The sequence below is a fragment of the Gordonia sp. JH63 genome, assembly GCF_009856645.1.
In the GTDB taxonomy this organism is placed as follows: domain Bacteria; phylum Actinomycetota; class Actinomycetes; order Mycobacteriales; family Mycobacteriaceae; genus Gordonia; species Gordonia hongkongensis.
In genome coordinates this window covers 1,095,179-1,115,258 of the sequence record NZ_CP047235.1, presented here as the reverse complement: position 1 = coordinate 1,115,258, position 20,080 = coordinate 1,095,179, and the positions used below count along the sequence as shown (strand labels likewise).

The following is a 20,080-nucleotide window of genomic DNA, read 5'->3' as shown; positions in this document are numbered from 1 at the left end:
CATGACATGGTGGTCGGCACTCCGCGGCGATGAGTTCGAACGACTCACCGATGATGCTGCACCGCATAGTACGCCGAAACTTTCTTCCGTAGCGCGACGTCACGGTCCCTCTCGGCGAGCTCGGCACGCAGTCTGGTCCGTTCCGCGCGCTCACCCGCCGCCTCGGTCGGGCGGCACCTTGCGATCTCGTGGACGTTGAGTTCCCGTGCCACCTCGGTGGCCGGCCGTCCACCATCAATCACCCGACGAGCAGCGCCTGTGCTCAGGAGTAATCGACCGCTTCCTGACCAAGCAGATACCTCTGCAGCAGGACGACGCGCGACATTCGGTCACACGACCGTCGTCGGTCAGCAGCACATCTACCGTTCTGGGACAGAATACGGTACGTATGTGACAGGATTAGACTACTGACGACGATCGAGGCACAATCAACGAAACATGCTGCACAGTAGCCAGTTTCGCGATTTCCGAGCCTGTGGAAACTCCTCGAAATAGAACCCATGTTCCTGTACCTTGGAGTCATGCCAGAGCTCACCACGCTCCTCGATCAGCTCGTCGAGACCGCCCCACCCGCCGACGATCCCACGGGCAGAGCAACATTCGACGCCCTTGACACGTGGCGTCTGATCCGCAACCTTGCAGATCATCAGATCGCCACGCACGCAGCGCAACTCGACGAACTAGGCGTCGCCCAGAAGGCCGGTAGCACCACCAAGAGACTGCTGATCGAGTCAGGACATGCACCGGCCGCCGCTCTTCGCACCATGCGCAGTGTCGACGTCCTGCCCACTCTGCCCGCTGTGGCGCGTCACGCTGCCGACGGGCGACTGTCGAGCGAGATCGTCGATGCCATCGTCCGCGGCATGAATGAGATCGACAAGCGTTGTGGTGAGGCGCTTTCCGAGGATGAGCGCTCCCGCTATGAGATCGAACTGATTGCCCAAGCACTCTCGGGCGCAACACCGACAGACGTGTTCAAGCATGCGCGGACTATCGGCAACACACTCGCCGACACCGCCGACACCGGTGTACCGGCCGCCGACGACCCATCGCTGAACGCGGTCAACGCCCACACCACCGACGACGGCCGCGTCGAAGTACATGCCGACCTCACCCAAATCGTGGGAGAGAAGTTCCAGGCCATGATCGACGAACGCTCCTGCCCCAGGCCCGAACCCGACGGCGCACAGGATCGACGCACCGCCGAGCAACGCCGCGCCGACGCCTTCGAACTGATCCTCGACCAAGCCGCGATCGGCGCGAGCATCAACACCGTCGGAAGCCCACGCACGCAACTGATGCTGACCATCCCCGCCACGGGAGACCTCGCAACACTGCCGTGGACCGGATCGGTCAGCCATGCCACCGCGAAACAGGTGTCGTGCGACGGCTCGCTCACGGAGATCATCCTCGATAGTGAGGGCGTACCGCTGCAGATGGGTCACACCCGCCGGTTGTATCCGTCACACTTACGCAAAGCGATCATCGTCCGCGACACGTGCTGCGTCAAATGTGGTGCACCGCCGTCCCATACGCAGGTGCATCACATCAAGTCGTGGGCCGACGGCGGACCCACCGACCTCGACAACGGCTGCCTGCTCTGCCAGCGCTGCCACACCCAGGTCCACCACCACGGCTGGGACATCGTGATGGGTTTCGACCGACACCCCTGGCTCGTCCCACCCGCGACCATCGATCCGCAACGCCGACCACTACCCGCCTACAACCGCCGCACCATGCGACTCGACGACGCAGCCTGACCGGCCCTCCGACACACACTTTCGCGCAGCACCTTTTCGCACCCGGCCATCGCCCGGGATCGCATCTGTCCCTTGACAACTCCACAGTGACACCCCAGTCGGCTCCGTTCCCGGTCAGATCGTCGGCCGGGGACGGGCCGTCGGGACCACGAAGAAACCCGTTGTGCACGGGGCGAGCCCCACTACTGCTCCCTGAGGAGGCCGGAGCTTGCGGAGGCCGTCACGAAGGGTCCTGGCGAGTTGCGTCGCCAACCCTTCGAGGCTCGTCGACCTCGACGCGCTCCTTCGTCGCTTGCTCGGCCCGGCGGCTAACGCTCCTCGCACCTCAGGGAGCAGAAGGGGCCATCGCTTGCACCCCCTAGAACAGCGGTTTTGTGGTTCTTCGGATTAGGGAGCGGGGTGACGCGCCCTCCGCAAGCTCCGGACGCTCCTCAGGGAGCAGGGGCGGACGCGCCCTCCGCAAGCTCCGGGTGCTCAGTTCTCCGGCCCGCACGCCGGGACGTCGACGGTGACGGTCGGGTCGTCGACGAGCGGCTGGATCGGGACCTCGGCGTCCCCGTGTGCCGAGGTCGGCTCGTCGATCTTCAGCACGATGGTGGCGGTCTCGCCCGGTGCGATGCCCACGCGGGTCGAGTAGTACGGCCGACCGTGCAGGGCCTGCTCGACGTAGAAGGCCCCGCCCTCGCCGAGGGTCATCTCCTTGAGGACCGCGCCCTTCGTCGCCAGGAACTCGACGTTGGCGAGGTTGGTTCCCTTCTTCACCGACAGTTCGGTCCCGAGGTTGCCGGCGACGTAGTCGGTGGTGTCCGTGGTGTCGAGGGTGTTGGTGAGCTTCACCGTGATCGTCGACTCTCTGGTGTCACCCTCGCACCCGCCCGAGGTGTAGCTGATCTCGCGCCGCAGGTAATAGTCCAGCTTCGTTCCGGACGCATTGCCGATGGCCACCTGCAGATAGGGCGACGACGTGTCGGAGATCTGGTGACCCAGCTTCGTCGACTCGAGGATCTTCTGATCCTCGGCATCGGTGCTGTACACCATGATCCGCCGCTCGTGCACGCCGCGACCGAGCGCCTCGAGCAGATCCCGCGTGCTGCCGCCGGACGTGACGAGTTTGTTCACCACGGCCTGGGAGATGGCCTGCAAGTAGTCCTTTCGCGCGGCGTTGTCGTCGGCGAAGCGCTGGTATGCCGTCGACAGCGTGATCGGGACGACGTTGTCGGCGGTGATCTTCTCCCGTCCCACCGACACCGGGCCGACGACCTCGAGGACATACTTCAGCGCGATCGGATCCAGCGCGATCGCCCCGTCGAGTTGGCGGCCGGTCTGGGCGCGCCAGTTCGCCAGCCAGATCTGCGCGGCGTCAGGGAAATGGGCGCTGAGGTTGCCGTTCCGGAAGTCGGTGTAGGGGCGGTAGTAGGAGTAGATCGCGTCGTACTCGGGGCCGAGGTTGATCTGCGGGGTGGCCGGGTCGCGGAACTCCGAATTCGCACCGAGCTCAGGGATGGTCACCCGGCCCCCGGTGGCGTTCAGTACCGCGAAACCGCCGACGAGGCCACCGGTGCCACGGGCCTCGGACGGTGTCTGGAACGCCATGAAGTAGTTGCGCGGACCGTCGGCGCCGAGCATCGACGGGACGAGTTCGGCCGCGATGCTCGTCGCCTGCACCGTCGAGTCGGCAGCCTCGACCTGCTCGGCGAGCTGATCCCGGGCATCGGCCACGACGCCCAGCCAACTCGGTTCGATCGCCGAGACCTGGGCGGCCACGGCCGCCGACTCCTCCGCGACCGACTTCAGCGCCGGCTGCGCATCCCGCAGCAGTGCCAGGTTCACGGTGTTGCCGGTGCGCAGGCGATTCGGGTCGAGCACGGTGGCGAGGTCGGCAGCCGGCACCAGCACGTCGGCCGAGAGCGCCGCGACGGCATCGCTCATCTGCTGCACCGACTTCAGCGGCGATCCGACGACCGGCACCGCCGCAGCAGCCGACCACAGGAAACCGTTCGCACGGTCCTGGGCGTCCTCGGCCCGCACCGACGCCGCCTCGGCCGCCTGACGGGCGCCGGCCTGATCGCCGTCGAGCATCAACGCCCGGGCCCTGCTCGCATCCGCGCGCACCGATTCCAGGTCGTCGCGGACCTGGAATGCCGAGTACGCCAGCCAGATCAGCGCGGCGGCGACGAGCAGCAGCACCACCGCGACGACCTGGACGGCGCGGTTGCCCGCCAGCCGCCGGATCATCGGCTCTCCCCCGTCGCGTGCCGGCCCGCTCGAGTGGCGGAGGCCTGCTCGGCGGACGATTGGCCCGCTCGCTTCGCTCCCGGCGCCGCCAGCCACGTGACCAACGCCTCGACCTTCGGTTCGACCTCGGCGAAGACCCGGTCGAAGTCCTCGCGCGGACGGCCCATCGGGTCGACGATGTCGAGGAGGTCCGAGTTCGGATCCAGGCGTCCGCGTCCGGCGATGATCTCCGGCAGCGGGCCGAGGTCGCAGAGTGCGGCGAACTCGGTCAGCGTGAACACCCGCTTCCAGCGTGCCGGGGCCATCTGCTGCGCGGCGGCACGGTGTTCGCGGCTCATGCACAGCACGAGGTCGGCCTCGGTGAGCATCGGCGGACGCAGATACCGGGACTCGAACCCCGATGCGTCGTAACCGTTCTCGACCAGGACGGCGGAGGCGTGCGGATGGATGGGCTGCCCGTTGAGCGCTCCGACACCGGCGCTCGACGACGTCACGGGGACACCCGCCCGGCCGGCGAGGCCGGTCAGCACGCGTTCGCCGATCGGTGAACGACAGATGTTGCCCGTGCACACGAACAGGATCGACATCTGCGGCGTCGCCGCTTCGGATCCGGTCACCATTCCTCCTCGATTCTGCGGGCAACCCGCGCCAATACGTCCGGATGCCCCAGCTCTGCGTGCGTCGTGCCGGCGTGCAGCACGTCGACGACGGCCCGTCCGTCCGGATCGACCGCACGCGTCCAGGCGTCCGGGTCCGGGTGGTCCTGCGCCGCAACGTAGAGGACCTTACCGGCGGCCACCGGACGCAGGTCGTAGGAGCGCGCCGCCGCGGCCAGGCCCCTCGTCCGGTCCTCGAAGCGCCGCAGTGCGTCGGCGTCGTGCTGCTCGGCCAGGGCACGCAGGGGGTGATCGGCGGCTCGCAGCTCCGCGTCGTCCACCATGGCCAGTTCGGCCGGCGTCCGCGCGTCGAGCAGCACCAGCAGCGCGACCTCTTCGCCGAGTTCGACGAGCCGGCGTGCGATCTCGTGGGCGACGACACCTCCGACGGACCAGCCGACGACCCGATACGGACCCTGCGGCTGAGTCGCCCGGATGGCCTCGACGTGCAGTGCCGCGATGCCCTCGATGGTCGTCGGCAGATCCCGTTCGGCGAGTACGAGTTCGGGCAGTTGCAGGCCGAACACCGATGCCGACGGCAGGGAGTCACCCAGCGCCCGGAACGGTTCGACGATCCCGGTCGCGGTGTGCACACACCAGATCTCGGGTCGTCGGCCGGTGCCGTCGGGCGACAGCGGCACGACGCGTCGGCCGCTAACGCCGCCTTCCGGGTCGTCGAGCAGCCGTGCGATCTCGGCCGGGGTGCGATGACCGAAGAGTTCCGCCGCGTCGACGACCCGGCCCGTCCGGCGGGCCAGTTCGTCCCGCAACTGCAGCAGGGCGAGCGAATGCCCACCGGCGGCGAAGAAGTCGTCGTCCATGCCGATGGGTGTCCCGGCACCGTCTGCGCCCGCGTGCGGACCGGCCGCCGCGTCGCCCAGCACGGCCCGGAAGGCGTCGAGAACCGCTGCCTCGGTGGCGGTTCCCGGTTCGCGCACGGACTCCGACCAAGCCGGTTCGGGCAGTCGGCGTACGTCGATCTTGCCCGCGCCGCTGAGCGGCAGGTCGTCGAGTACGACGATCCGGCTCGGCACCATGTGCCGCGGCAGCGACGATCGGCACTCGGCCCGGAGCTCGGTGGCCGGCACCGACGGTGCCACCACATAGGACACGAGCGCTGGTCCGACCGGACCCGGCCGCAGGACGGTCACCGAGCGCTCGGCGCCCGCCCGCACGATCACCGCGTCGATCTCGGCGGGTTCCACCCGCTGACCCCGGATCTTGACCTGACGGTCCGCCCGGCCGACGTAGACCAGCTCGCCGGTGTCGCGATCCCACCGCACCAGGTCCCCGGTGCGGTAGCGGCGCACGCCGTCGGCGCCGGCGACGAACGTCGCAGGGGTGAGCGCCGGGTCACCGAGATAGCCACGGGCGACCCCGGTTCCGCCGATGTACAACTCGCCGACGACACCCGGCGGGACGTGGCGCAGCTGGGCGTCGAGCACCTCGGCGCCGATGCCCGGGCGCGGATGCCCCAGCCGGATCGGGTCGCCGCGCCGGTATGCACTGGTGGACACGGTCACCGTCGTCTCGGTGGGGCCGTAGATGTTGAGGACCTGGGCATGCTCCGACCACACCGCGGCCAGATCGGCCGAGAGCGCCTCGCCGCCGATGTACACCAGGCGCAGCGCACCGATCGCCGCCGGTCGCAGTGTGCGGACGACCGAAGGCGTCGCCGTGAAGACCCTGACCCCGGTGCGGTCGAGGAACCGGGTGAGGTCGTCCCCGCCGGTGATCCCGGCCGGGACCACCACCAGGGTGGCGCCGGCGGCGAGTGGCAACAGCATGTCGTGGAACGTGGCGTCGAATCCCGGACTGATGGCCATCCCGACGCGGTCGTCTGGTTCGACGTCGCCGAGCGAGGCCACGCGGTGTACACCGCGATGGGTGACCCCGACGATGTTCGGGGTCCCGGTGGTACCCGACGTGGTGATGACGTAGGCCAGCGCGTCGCGCGACACCGGTGTGACGGGTTCGGACACAACGGGTTCCGTCGGTTGTGCGGGGATGTCGGCGGGCGTGATCACACTCGCGGACGCGCCGGCGACCACGTGGTCGATCCGGGCCGTCGGGTAGGTGACGTCAACCGGTACGCACACCGCGCCGATCCGGCTCACCGCCCAGATGGCGACGACCGACTCGATCGACCGCGGCACCACGACGGCCACCGCGTCACCGGCACCGAGCCCGCGACGTCGCATCGCGCGGGCGGTCACCGAGACCCACCCGTCGAATTCGCGGTAGGTCAGGGACCGGTGCTCGTCGGCGATGCCGAGACGGTCGCCGTACGCCGCGACAGCCGTCGTGAACAGCTCGGCCAGCAGCGGTTCGGCCCCCGTCGTCGAGGACGCCCGCGCCCGGTCGGCGACGAAGCGTCGTTCGGCGCCGGTCAGCGGCTCGATGGCCGCGAGGCGACGTGACGGCTCTCCCACGACGGCGGCGACCGCGGCGACCACTCGCTCGCCGAGAGCGCGGATCGTGCCCTCGTCGAACAGTTCCCGGCCGTGGTGGACCCGCAACCGCCAGGCGCCGGCGTCGGGCACCGCCTCGACGTGGATGTCGAACTCGCTGCGCGGCGACATCCACGTCGGCGCGCCGGTGTCTGCCGGGTCGGGCCCGGGCATCTCCGGATCGGCCACCGAGAACGCCACCTGTACCAGCGGATGCCGCCCGGGGACGCGCGGCGCATCGATCAGGGCGACCACATCGTCGAAGGCGATCGCAGCATGATCGAGCGCCGCCAGGTCGTCGTCGCGGACCGCCGTGATCAGCTCGCCGACGGTCATGCCGGGGCGAATCCGGGTGCGTAACACGACGGTGGAGATGAGCATGCCGACCGTGCCGGCGGTGTCGGAGTCGCGGCGCATCGAGGCGGGCGTGGCCAGCGCGATGTCATCGGACCCCGACTGCACCGCGAGGGCCAGCACCAGCGCCGCGTGCAGGATGTGGAACTCGCTCGCCGACGACCGGCGCGCGGCCGCCGGAATTGCCTGTCCCATCGCATCTTCCAGCAGATACTCGGTCGTCGAGGTCCGCAGGTCCCGAACGACGGGGCGGCGCTGGGCGAGGTCGAGCTCGCCGCTGTGCCCCTCGAGCGCGCGCCGCCAGAAGTCCATCAGTGCAACCCGGGATCGCTCGTCGTCGGCCGCCATCTGCCGGGCGACCGCCGCGAAACCCGTCGGCGCCGGGCCGAGGTCGAGACCCGCCAGCAGCGACGCGAGCTCACGCTGCACGATGCCGGCGGATTCACCGTCCATGGTGATGTGGTGCGCGATCACCACGACCGCCACCGGGGTCACCTGATCGTCGCCGATGACCAGCCACACCCGGACCGGTGGCTCACCGGTGAGATCGAAAGCCTCCCCGAGCATCCCGATCCCCGCGGGCGTCGTGAGCTCGGCCGCACCCACCCGCCGCAGGGACGGGCGCCAGGCGTCGAGAACACGCTGCCGGGGACCGTCAGGTGTCGTGAGATACCGGGTACGGAGCGCGGGATGGCGGTCGACGAGGGCCTCGACCGCGCCGATGACCGCGGACTCGTCGGTTCCGGGCGGCACGGGCACCACCGCGGGCACGGCGTAGATCGGCACCGCTCCGAGCATCTGCGCGCCCACCCACATCCGGCGCTGCGTCGGAGCGAGTGGGAGGTCGCCGAGGTCGGACTCCGACGCGCCGGCCGGCGCGCCGCCTCCCGCATCCGTCCCCTCCGCGGGGAGTTCGGTCACCGCCCGCGCGAGCGCGACCGGGTTGGGGTTCTCGAAGAGCAACCGGGTGGGCACGCGGACGCCGAGCCGGCGCCCCAGCGCGGAGGTCACCCGTGTCGCCGAGAGTGAGGTACCGCCCATCGTGAAGAAGTCGTCGGCGTCCCCCACCGAACCCGGTGAGACCTCCAGCACCTCGGCCATCGCGTCGGCGATCGCCGCGACGAGTGGAGCCGAGGACACCGCATGCGACGGCGCCCCGGCACCAGCCGGCGCCACCGCGGTGCCCGATACCCGTTCGGCCGCAACGATGTCGACGGTCGGACCGTCGACCTCCGGGAACGGCTGATCGGCATCGGTTGCCGCCGCGACGACCGATCTGCGGAAGTCGTCGAGAAGCGCCTGCGCGACCACGGTCGGGACGGCGGCGGAGTGCACCACCGTGATGTGCAACTCGTCGTCGCGTTCGGCGAGAACGACCTCGACGTCGAACTTGGCGTCCACGGTCGCGGTGTACTCCGGGACCAGCCTGGCGATCACGGCATCCGCCTCGGGACCCGGGCCACCCGCCGACGCTCCGCCCAGCACCACCTCGCCGGAGGACTGGGGCACGACGTCCTGGTTGACCAGCAGTACCGAGATCAGCGGGTCCCCGGCCTCCCGGCCGTCGGGACGGACCATACGGGCGACGTCCTCATAGGGGACCTCACTGTGCGGTTGGGCGGCCAGGGCGGCATCGCGAGCCCGCACGACGGCCTCGCGGATCGGGAGCCCCGGATGCAGCCGTGTCCGCAGGGCCACGGTGTTGACGAACATGCCGACCACCGACTCCCACTCCGGCGCGTGCCGGCCGTGCACCGGCACGCCGATCAGCAGGTCCCACTCACCGGTCCACCGGCCCAACACCGTCGCGAGCGCGGCGTGCGCCACCTGGAACACACTCGCCGACATCGCTTTCGCGGTCTGGTGCAGTGAATCCGTGCCGACGATCGACGCCGACAACCGCCCGGTCGCAGCGTCGCGCGGCCGACCGCCGGTGTCCGCGATTCCCGGCAACCGGAGCGGGCCGGGGGCATCGGCGAGCGTCGACGTCCAGAAACGCAGTTGCCGTGCGTATCTGCTGCGCGGATCGGACGGGTCGCCGAGGCGGGCGATCTGCCACTGCGTGAAGTCGGCATAGGTGAACGCCTCGTCGGCGGGGACCGAGAGCCGCTGGCCGTCGTAGGCACGGAGCAGGTCCGTGAGCAGCACCCGGATCGACCACCCGTCGATCGCGACGTGATGCAGGACCACCGCCAGATGGGTGTGCGGATCCTCCGCCGAGTCGAGCTCGAAGACCGCGGCCCGGAACCCGGTCTCGGACTCCAGATCGAACGGCCGGCGCAGGAAGTCGTCGATGTCACGACGGAGACCCTCGGGACCCGTCGCGGCGTCGACGAGGCGATGCCGTAGCACCGGACTCCGATGCTCGATCCGGCGCTGCCGTGGACCCGACGGCGAATCCGGGTGGACCGTCCGGAGGACGGCATGAGCCGCGACCACCTCGTCGACCGCCTTCCGCAGGCGGGCGAGGTCGACACGGCCACTCATCCGCAACACGAGCGGAACATGGTAAGCCGTCGAACGCGGATCGAACTGATGGTGAATCCACATGCGGCGCTGCGGATATGCGAGCGGCAGGAACTCCGGCACCGGGAGTCGGGTGGGTGCCGCGCCGGACTCCACTCCGCTTCCGGCGCCGGTATCACCCGGCCCGGCCAGCAGTTCGTCGACACGTCGCGCGACTCCCGCGACCGTGCGTGCTTCGAAGATCTCGCGGACCCCGATGTCCGCACCGGTCGCCGCCGTCAGCCTCGACGTCACCTGCGTGGCCGACAGCGAGGTACCACCCTCGGTGAAGAAATCGGAATCGGCGTCCAGCGACTGAACGGGACGGTCGAGGACCTCCGCCCACACCGCGGTCACCAGTTCCTCGGTGGCCCCCGACGGCGGCCGCCCGGGGCGGACATCCGAACCCGCTGCCGCACCGGCGAAATCGGGATCGGGCAGCGCCGCCACGTCGATCTTCCCGTTGCGTCCGAACGGCAACGCCGGGACACCGACGATCGCACTCGGGATCATGCTGCGCGGCAACAGGTGCGCGAGCTGACGAGGCAGGTCGGCCACTTCCGCATCGTCTCCGTCGACCACGACCCACGACACGAGGATCTTCTCGCCCGCCGGGGTGGTCCTCGTCGCGGTCACCGAGGTCGCCACGCCGGGCAGCCCCGACAGCGCCGCATCGACCTCACCCGGCTCCAGCCGCACGCCGCGGATCTTCACCTGATCGTCGGTGCGACCGTGGATCACGAACGTGCCGTCGGGACGACGGTGGACGAGGTCACCGGTCCGGTACATCCGCCCGCCGGCGCTGAACGGGTCGGCGACGAACGCCCCGGCCGTCGTCGCCGGGTCGTCGAGATACCCTCGGGCAAGGCAGTTCCCGGAGAGGTACAGTTCGCCGACGGTGTGGTCGGGCACCCGTCGCAGCGCACGGTCGAGCACATACATCCCCACACCCACCAGCGGCGCGCCCATGTGAATCGGTCCGCCCGGAGTCGCCGTGTACCGCGCGCTGCTCACCGCCACGGTCGCCTCGGTCGGGCCGTACTCGTTGCTCAGCGTGTGGCCGGCCGTCCACTCCCGGACCAGCCCGGCGCCGAGGGGTTCACCGCCGACCGCCACGTGACGAACACCGGGGAGTTCGTCGGGCCGCAGGGTCGCGAGCACCGACGGGGTGGTCAGCAGGACGCTGACCCGTTCGGCGTCGACGAACTCGGCGAGCTCGTCCGCGGCGATGACATCGGGCGGGCACACGACGATCGTGGCGCCGGCGACCCGCGGGGGCACGAGCCCCATCAGGTGGGCGTCGAATCCGGTTGCATACGTGTGCAACACCGCGTCCGACGAGTCGAGCCGCAATCGGGCCACGGTGTCGCGCGCCCAGTCCGTGAGGCCCCGATGGGTCACCTGCACACCCTTGGGCAGTCCGGTCGTCCCCGAGGTGAAGGTGATGTAGGCGACGTCGTCCACCGACAGCGGGCGCACCCGCTCGGCGGCGGCGAACGGCAGCGAATCCGGCGCATTCGCAACGGAATCGGTATGTCGGGCGAGCAACTCGTCAAGGGCGAGCACCGGGATGCCGCCGGTCACGGATTCCGCGGTCGCCGCGAGGGTGACAACGGCACGCGGTCGGCACCGCTCGATGATCATCTGCCGGCGCCCCGCTGGGTCGGCCGGATCGACGTTCACGAACGCTGCGCCCGCGCGGGCGACCGCGACCGTGGCGAGCACGCCGAAGACCGAGCGCGGCAGCAGGGCGACCACCACGTCCCCCGGACCGATTCCCGCCTCGATGAGCGAGCGAGCCGTGAACGTCGCGAGCCGGTCGAGGTCGGAATTGGTGAGCGAGACACCCGGCCCGGGCACCGGATGGCGCCGGTCGACGACCGCGATCGCATCCGGATCGTCAGCGAGCCCACCGGTCAGCAGCTCGTCGAGCGTCTCGAACTCGCGAATCCGATTCTCCGGCGCGATGTCCGGCACCGACGTCGGGTCCGACGGGGCGAGCAGCGCCGCGACCGTCCGGTTCGGTTCGCGCACCCCGCGCCGGATCGTCTCGACGACGAGGTCGCACAGAGCGTCCAGTCTCGCGGCACTCGCCACCGCATCCGTGCACGTCATCATCAGATGCAGCGCACCGTCCCGGCGGTACATCGACACGTCCACACCGAACAGCGGCACTCCCCCGAAGGCACTCGCGTCCGACGGGACGCTCGCTGCCGCAGCCGGACTCGCCGCCACCAGCTCGTCCGGGACGGCGCCGAGGGAGACCTCGAACAGCGGGGTGCCCGCCTTGACCCGACCGGGATCGGCGATCTCGGTGATCTCGGTGAGCGGGAGGTCGGCGTGCGCGAACGCGCCGAGGTCGACCTCGGTGACCGAGGCCAGGAGGTCGACGAACGGTAGGTCGACGTCGATCGGGGTGTGCAGGGGTACGGCACGGGCGAACAGTCCCGGCACGGAGACCAGGCGCGGGTCGATCCGCCCGGACAGGGCGGTGCCGATCGTGACCACCTCGGCGTCGGATTGCCTTGTCAACACCGCCGCGAGCGTGGTGTGCACGAGGATGAACGGAGTGCTGTGTCTGGCCACCGCCAGTTCGTCGAGTGCTCCGGTCTCAGTGCGGTCGAGCGTCCGGAGCGCACGGTGCACCACCGCTCGTTCCCGCGCGGACGGACGCGGGGCCGCCGGGTTCAGTTCGGGGAGGCGCAGCGGTTCGACGGCACGATCGAACGCCGAGACCCAGTGCGCGACGAGCTCGGTCCGCCGGGCGGCCAACGACCCGGCTCGCCACGCCGAGTACTCCTGGTAGTCGACATCGGCGGGCGCCGAGAGGGTTCCGGACAGGGCGGATCGCAGCTCTGCGAACAGGATGCCGAACGACTCGCCGTCGACCGCGATGTGGTGCGCGACGACGAGAAGCCAGGTCTGCCCGTCCGCCACGCAGATCCGTACCCGCCAGGGCAGTTCGGCGGCCAGGTCGATCGGCGTGTGCAGCAAACCCAGCGCGGTGTCGACCGAGTCGACGTCTGCGACCGAGACCGACTCCGCCAGTTGCGCTCTCAGTACACCTGCGACCTGGGAGTCGGGACGGCGACGCTGCACCGGGCCGTCGGGACCCGAGGGGAACACGGTGCACAACGCGTCGTGCCGCGTCACGATCGCGAGCAGGGCTCGGCGCAGCTCGTCGGGGCCAGCGTCGACGGGGAGGGCGAGCGGCATCAGATACCCGGTGAAGTCCGGCTCGGTGCGCCACCGGAGCCACAGATCCATCTGCTCGGGGGTGAGCGGCAGATCCACCCCGTCAGCGGCCGCGAAGTCGGTGAGACCGGCCCGGGCGGCGTCGGCCGTCATGCGTCCGGCACTCGCCGCGGACTCGATGTGCGCGGCGAGCGCGGCCACCGTCGGGTGGGCGAACACATCGGCGACGGAGACATGGTCGCCGGTGCCCGTCAGCGTGGCCGCGAGTCGCGCTGCCGACAGCGACGTCCCTCCGGTCGCGAAGAAGTTGGTGTCCGCGGCGAGCACGGCATCCGTGCCGATCACGGCACGCATGGCGTCGGCAACGGTCTGCTCGGCCGGTGTCAGTGCTCGGGTCGATCCCGCCGGCACCTCGGGCAGCAGGCCCGTGAGCCGGTGGCGGTCGAGTTTGCCGGTCGGGGTCATCGGCCAGCCGTCGACGATCGCGAGTCGCGCCGGGATCATGTGCGCCGGGAGCCTGTTCGCACAGGACACGAGGATCTGCTCCGCGGAGAGGGCGTCCAGCACATCGAAGTCGGCGAGGCCGTCCTCGGTGACGAATGCGAGCAGCCGTTCCTCGCCGCGGCGGCTGCCCGGGTCGAGGAGCACGCGCGCGTCACCGACGCCGGGGTGCTCGCGCAGCACCGACGTGATCTCACCGAGTTCGATGCGATGCCCGCGGATCTGGACCTGGTCGTCGCTGCGGCCGAGATAGACCATGCGGCCGCCGGCGATCTCGCGTACGCGGTCGCCGGTACGGTACATCCGGCGGCCGGTGCCGCGCGGGTCGGCGACGAATCGCACGGCGGTCGTGGCCGGGGCGTTGTGATAGCCGAGCGTGACCTGATCGCCGCTCACGTACAGTTCGCCGATGGCGCCCACCGGAACCGGGCGGAGGTCTCGCCCCAGGATCGCCGTCGAGACGCCGTCGAGCGGGACACCGATGTCGCTGCGGGCGTCGTCGACGTCGACGTCGACCGCCGTGAGGTGCACGGTCGTCTCGGTGATGCCGTACATGTTGACCAGCCGGACGTCCGGATGCGCGGCCGACCACTCCCGTAACAGCCCCGGCGACAACGGTTCGCCACCGAAGACGACGGCGCGCAACGCGGTTGATCCGGCGTCCGGGGCGACGGCCGCCACCGTCGGGTCGATGAGGTTGCCGAACGCCGTCGGGGTCTGCGAGCAGACGGTGACCCCGTACCGGTCGATCGCCGCCGCCAGCAAGCGCGGGTCGAGCACAGTGGCGCGCTCCAGCACGACGACCACACCACCGGAGGCCAACGGCCCCAGGATCTCCCAGACGGAGAAGTCGAACGCGTAGGAGTGCACCCAGCTCCACACGTCGTCGTCGGACGCGGCGATCGTGTCCAGCGCGGCGCCGAGCATGGCCGCCAGATTCGCGCGGGTCACCAGTACGGCTTTCGGGACACCGGTGGAGCCGGAGGTGTGGATCACGTAGGCGCCACCCGGAACCGGTTGTGCACGTTCGCCCGTCGCGACGGCGCGCACCGCCGGCCCGGCTTCGATGACCGCGACGGGAGCGGTGGCGTCGACGATCAGCTCCGTCCTCGACGGCGGATCGTCGGGTTCGATGGGCACGTACACCGCGTCGGCCAAGAGCACCGCGACGATCGCGATCACGGCCTCGGCGCTCCGGGGCAGCGACAGCGCGACTCGGTCACCCGGTTGTACCCCGTTCTCCCGCAACGTGTTCGCGAGGGCCTCGGCGCGACCGAGCAGATCCCGGTAGGTCAGAGTCGCGTCGTCGTCTATCACCGCGGCGGCGTCCGGCTTCGCCTGCGCACGGCGTCGCAGGGCATCGATCGGGTCGACGGGAGCGGTCCGGCGGCTGCGGTTGGAGAGCGCCCGGTCGGCGGGAACCGGGATGCACCCCGCGACGACCGAGTCGTGCGTCGCGACACCGAGCGCGGCGACCGTCTCGACGAATCGGTCGAGCAGGTGGCCGGCAGCCATCGTGTCGACCCGGCGTTCGGCGACGGTCAGCGCGACCGACAACCCGTCCGGTTCGTCGAAGACGGTTACTTCCAACGCGGTTCGCGCCTGGCCGGCGGACAAGGTCTGGACCTCGGCGAACACCGCCGGGTCGGCGACGTCGGGCCGGGAGGCGTGAAAGGCGAAGATGACATCGGCGAGCCCCGTCGGTGCCGCGTCGGCGTGGGTGATCGCCGCCGTCAGGCCCGCGCCCACGCGGGCGAGGGCCTCCGCAACGCTGCTGCGCCGCACCCCGGTGATCCGCACCGGCACCGTCTCGACGAACATGCCGACCGGGCGTAGTTCCTCGGTGGTGAATCGCCCTGAGACCGGCACCGACAGCACGAAGTCGTCGGAATCCGAGTACTCGGCCAGTACGGCCGAGAGCGCCACGCACAGCATCGTGTTGAGCGTCGTCCCGGACTCGCGTGCACGAGCAGCGGCACGGTCCCGGGCCCCGCGGTCGACGTCACGACGCAGGACGGTCGCCGGGCCGGAGGTGAGTCCCGCCGGCACCGGTTGCGCCGGCTCCGGCAGCACGATGCGAGAAGGGGCCTCCCGCAATGTCTTCGCCCAATAGACCTCGGCCGCCGCATCCACCGCGGCCGGCCGCGCGGACAGCGCGGCACTGAAGGCCACCGCGTCCTCGGTCCACACCGGAGTCGCACCGTCGAGACGAGCACGCAGTGCATGCGCGAAGTCGTCGACGACGGTGTGCAGCGACCACTCGTCGATCGCGATGTGGTGGGCGACGAGTACGAGCTCGGTCCGTTCGCCGGTCTCGTCGACGACCGCACGCCACGGCAGGTCCACCGTCAGGTCGAAGGGGGCCGCGACGGCGAGGTCGATGCCGGTCGCGTCGAGGGTGGCCGCGGTCATCGGCGCGGCCACACTCGCCTCGTCGACTCCGCGGACGACCGCGACCGGCTCCCCGCCGTTGTCGGGGTACACGGTCCGCAGCGCCTCGTGCCGCGCCGCGACGTCGATGAGTGCGGCGCGGACGACTTCGGCCGAGATATCCTCGGCGAGAACGACATGCACCGGCAGGTGATAAACGGTCGCCTGCCGGTCGGCGCGATTGAGCAGCCAGATCTCCTGCTGCGCGCGGGTCGGCCGGTAGCGGACGGTGCCCGCGGGATCACCGGGCGCGGCGCGGCGCGGCGCGGAGGCCTCGAGGACGGCGGCGAGTTCGGCGAGGGTCGTGACATCACCGAGATCGCGCACGCTGACGACGACCTGCAAGGTGTCACCGAGGTGCGTGGCCAGTCGCATGAATCCCAGTGACGTGGCGCCGAGCTGGACCAGTTCGTCGTCCAGGGACGGCTCGGGCACGCCGAGGACGGACGTCACCGCGTCGGCAACGGCGCGTTCGACCGGCGTCGACGGACGGCGGCGCGCGGCGGGCGTTTCGGGCGCCGCGGCGATCAGCCCGGCGGCGGCAGACCGGTCGACGCCGCCGAACCCGTCGAGCGGTACCGCATCCAGGATCGTGACCCGGCGGAGCCACAGCACCGCCGGGAGTTCCGAGTTGACCCGGCGTCGAACCGCCGCCCGAATCCGTTGCGGATAAGTCGGTTCGGTCGCCGCCGACGACGCGGAACGGGCGGGCACGAGTCCGAGCCCGAGCCCGTCGCTGTCGCCGAGTACGGTCGCGGTCGCGGCCGCGACACCGGGGACCTCTGTGGCGGCACGTTCGAGCAGCGCGAGATCGACTCGGATGCCGTCGATCTCGACGATCTCGCCGGCGCGGTGATCGACGACGAGAAGTCCCGTCCCCGGTTCGCGGTGCCCGCGGTCGCCGGTGACCAGCATGCGCCGGCCGGGATGCCACGGACAGGCGACGAGCGTCGTCGAAGTACGCGAGCCTTCCTCGGCGAAGTACTGTGGCACAACGCTTCCCACGACGTACACGTCGCCGGTGATGCCGGGCGGCAGGGGTCGTAGACGGTGGTCGAGGATCGCGATGCCGACGCCGTCGCGCGGGTGTCCGCTCGGGAGGGGCCGGTCGATCGGCTGGTCGGAACGGACCCGGTTCGCTGCGGTGTAGGGGCCCAGCACGCCCCGAGGGCTGTAGCCGGCCCGCACATCGCGGCCGGCGGCGTGTCGGACGGCCGGCGCCGGCGCGGCGCCGGCATCGACGATCAGCACCGTCGTCGCGGCGCCGTGCCCCGGGTCGTCGACGAGCAGCCCGGAGGGCACGATCCGGTGCGTCACGCCGGCGGCGTCGGGCTCGACGAGCCGCAACCCGTGGGCGGCACCGGCGACGATCTCGAGGTGGGCCGCCCAGGAGGCCTTCGGCGCCGTGACCGCGAGCTGTCCTTGTTCCGCGTCGGATACGTTGTGGCCGAATGCTTCCGGCGCGAACAGGCCGTCAACGATGAGCGCGGCCACGGCCCGCTGCGGGAGTGCGACCACATCCTCGGCGCCGGCGACGAAGCAGGCGGTGTCCTCCGGACGGGGCGACGCGGGCTCCGCCGACGGCGCGACCCCGGTCAGTCCGGCCAGCGTGTGCACGTCCTCCGCGCGGACGCCGGCCGGCACGTCCGCATCGTCGTCGGCGATCACCAGCACGCCGGACACCCCAGGGACATCCGGCGGCACCGAGTGCGGTGCTGCGGGATCGAGCAGGATCACGGCGGCCCCTGTCGCCGCGACGGCCCACCACGACAGCACCCGGTCCGCGTCCGACCCGACCAAGACGCCGACCGCCGAGCCGGGTCGCGCTCCGAGCGTGCGCAACCGGGCGCCGAGATCGCGAGCCCGCGCGTGCAGCTGTTCGAAGGTCAGCAGCGTTGCGTCCGAGGATGTTCCAGAGATCTCGACGGCGGGATCACGCCGGTGCCGCAGCGCGACGTCGGTGAGGGCCGTCCAGACGGTGCCCGCGTCCGGCGCCTCGTTCGCCGGCAGCTCACGCGCCTCTCCGGCCGAGGTGTCGGAGAAACGCAGCGGCAGGTCGTCGACGCGGGTGTCCGGCGCCCGGAGGAGCGCATCGGCGAACGTGTCGAGCATCGACAGGAACTGCCCGTGGTGTCCGGCGACCTCCGCGTCGTCGTATCGGTTGGGGTTCGCCTCGACGCCGATCATCAGCGAGGAATCCTGATCCTCGCCGGGTACCGGGTAGATGTTGATCGTCAGGTCGTCGGCTGGGCCGACGGTCAGGATGTGAAACGTGGCTCGTGCTTCGCCGCAGGGGAATTCGCGGTCGAACAGCATCAGGTTGAGCATCGGGCCGGAGCGTTCCTGAGCCGCCGTGCGCGGTGTCGCCCCGGAGGATTCGTCGGCGGCGAGGTCGGCCCAGATGTCCTCGCCGCGGTAGCGCTGGTGCCGCAGCGCGCCCATGAGCGCCGCCTGGGTGGACGCGAGCGCGTCGGCGACGCTGCCCGATCCGGTGACCCCGGTGCGCAGCGGCACGATGTTGGCGACCGGGAGCGGGGTGGCACGCAGCGCCGCGGTCGTGCGCGCGGCGACCGGGAACTGGAAGATCACCTCGTCGCCCTGCGCGGCCGCGCGGCCCAAATAGGCCGCGAAGGCGGCGACGAGAACGTTGGGCAGGATCGTCGAACCGCGTTGTGCGGCAGCACGTAACCGCGCCATCGTGTCGGCGGGCACCGCGGAGGCGACGCGTCTGGCAACGGCTGCGGGACGCCCCGGGCGGTGCGCCAGGGTCGCGGCGATCCCCACGCCCGCCATGTTCTCCCGCCAGTACGCGCGGTCGGTGGCGAAGCGCTTCGACTGGCGATACTCGGCGTCGGCGCGGGCCGGAAGGTCCAGGTCGACCGGCTTCTGGGGCGGCGCGGGCTCGCCGGTGACCGCCGCGTGATAGGCCGCGAGGGCCTCGACCATCCGGTCCTTGCCGCCCATCCCGTCCGAGAGCAGGTGATGACCGCGGTTGTAGACCAGCGCCTTGTCGTCGGACAGCCGGAACAGGCACCCGCGTGCGGTCCGGTCCACCCGGGGGTCGAGGGGTCGCGAATAGTCCTGCGCCATCATCTCCTCGGCGACGGCGCGCGGGTCCGGCCGGTCACGGAGATCGATGATGTCGGCCCAGTAGTGCAGGGCGGGGTCGTACACGCCGACCAGCCCGTCCTCGGTGTCGACGAACCGGAGCTGGGTGAACTGCGCGCGCTGCACCACCGTGCTGGTCGCCCGCACGAAGAGCTCGGCGTCGATGGGACCGTCGATCTCGACGTACTGGGCGACGTTGATCGGCACATCGAGCGCCGCCTGCTGGGTGAACCACAGCGATCGCTGGGCCGCGCTGAGGGTGAAACGACGCGGGGCGTCCGGTGCCGCGACCTCCGGGTTGGACGAATTGTTCATACGATGTCCCGGCGTTCACAGCCACGGCCGGGCAGACCCGGGCTCACGGGCCGGGCCGACCGTCTGATCCCCCCGGTCCCGTAACTGACTTCATCACCATTCGATGTGTGCGCGCGCGAACTCCCACCTCGCGCTGGTCCGACTCATGGGTGAAACGCACGCATATGCGTCGCCCCTGTGATCGAAACACCGACACGAAAGAATTCAACGCCTTGCCTCACCACTGACCACGCGCAGCCTTCTCCTGTCCGAGTTTGTCGTCACCGACCGGCACCCGATTCTCGATAACAGTAATTGTTGTCGCGTGACCGCGCGCCATGGCACTACATTTCACTTGACATCTGCCGTACGAGTGCCAACAGCCATTCGCCCGGCCTGCACCGTCAGACCGGCGCTCGGCGAAACCATCTGGGTACGCCGAGCGGAATACCAAGAGACTATGGGACGCATTGTCCGCTCACAACTCGGCGGGGCGCATCGAAAAACCCCCCGGCAGAGTTCCGGGAGAATTCCCGACATCAGCCCTGGTTATCGTAAAAGAATTCCCGCGCAATGCTCGATATTAGCGTTC

4 protein-coding genes are annotated in these 20,080 nt (G+C 70.4%); 1 reads left to right on the top strand and 3 read right to left on the bottom strand.

Annotated elements, in window-relative coordinates; genetic code table 11:
- The first annotated feature begins 500 nt into the window (after nucleotides 1-500).
- On the top strand, nucleotides 501-1,760 hold the full coding sequence (locus GR168_RS04995) for an HNH endonuclease signature motif containing protein (protein ID WP_159370188.1): 1,260 nt from the start codon (nucleotides 501-503) through the stop codon (nucleotides 1,758-1,760).
- Nucleotides 1,761-2,234: 474 nt separating this feature from the next.
- Here the strand turns inward: GR168_RS04995 and GR168_RS04990 are convergent, their stop codons facing one another.
- From GR168_RS04990 to GR168_RS04980, 3 genes are read right to left on the bottom strand one after another with little or no spacing between them, the layout of a single operon-like run.
- Nucleotides 2,235-3,995: a DUF4012 domain-containing protein gene (locus tag GR168_RS04990; protein ID WP_159370187.1), complete on the bottom strand. Its 1,761-nt coding sequence runs from the start codon at nucleotides 3,993-3,995 to the stop codon at nucleotides 2,235-2,237.
- On the bottom strand, nucleotides 3,992-4,615 hold the full coding sequence (locus GR168_RS04985; protein ID WP_238995022.1) for a low molecular weight phosphotyrosine protein phosphatase: 624 nt from the start codon (nucleotides 4,613-4,615) through the stop codon (nucleotides 3,992-3,994). The genes GR168_RS04990 and GR168_RS04985 overlap by 4 nt, the downstream gene beginning before the upstream one ends.
- Nucleotides 4,609-19,509, bottom strand: a complete 14,901-nt coding sequence (locus GR168_RS04980; RefSeq protein ID WP_159370186.1) for a non-ribosomal peptide synthetase — start codon at nucleotides 19,507-19,509, stop codon at nucleotides 4,609-4,611. Before GR168_RS04980 ends, GR168_RS04985 begins: the two co-directional genes overlap by 7 nt.
- Nucleotides 19,510-20,080: the final 571 nt, after the last annotated feature.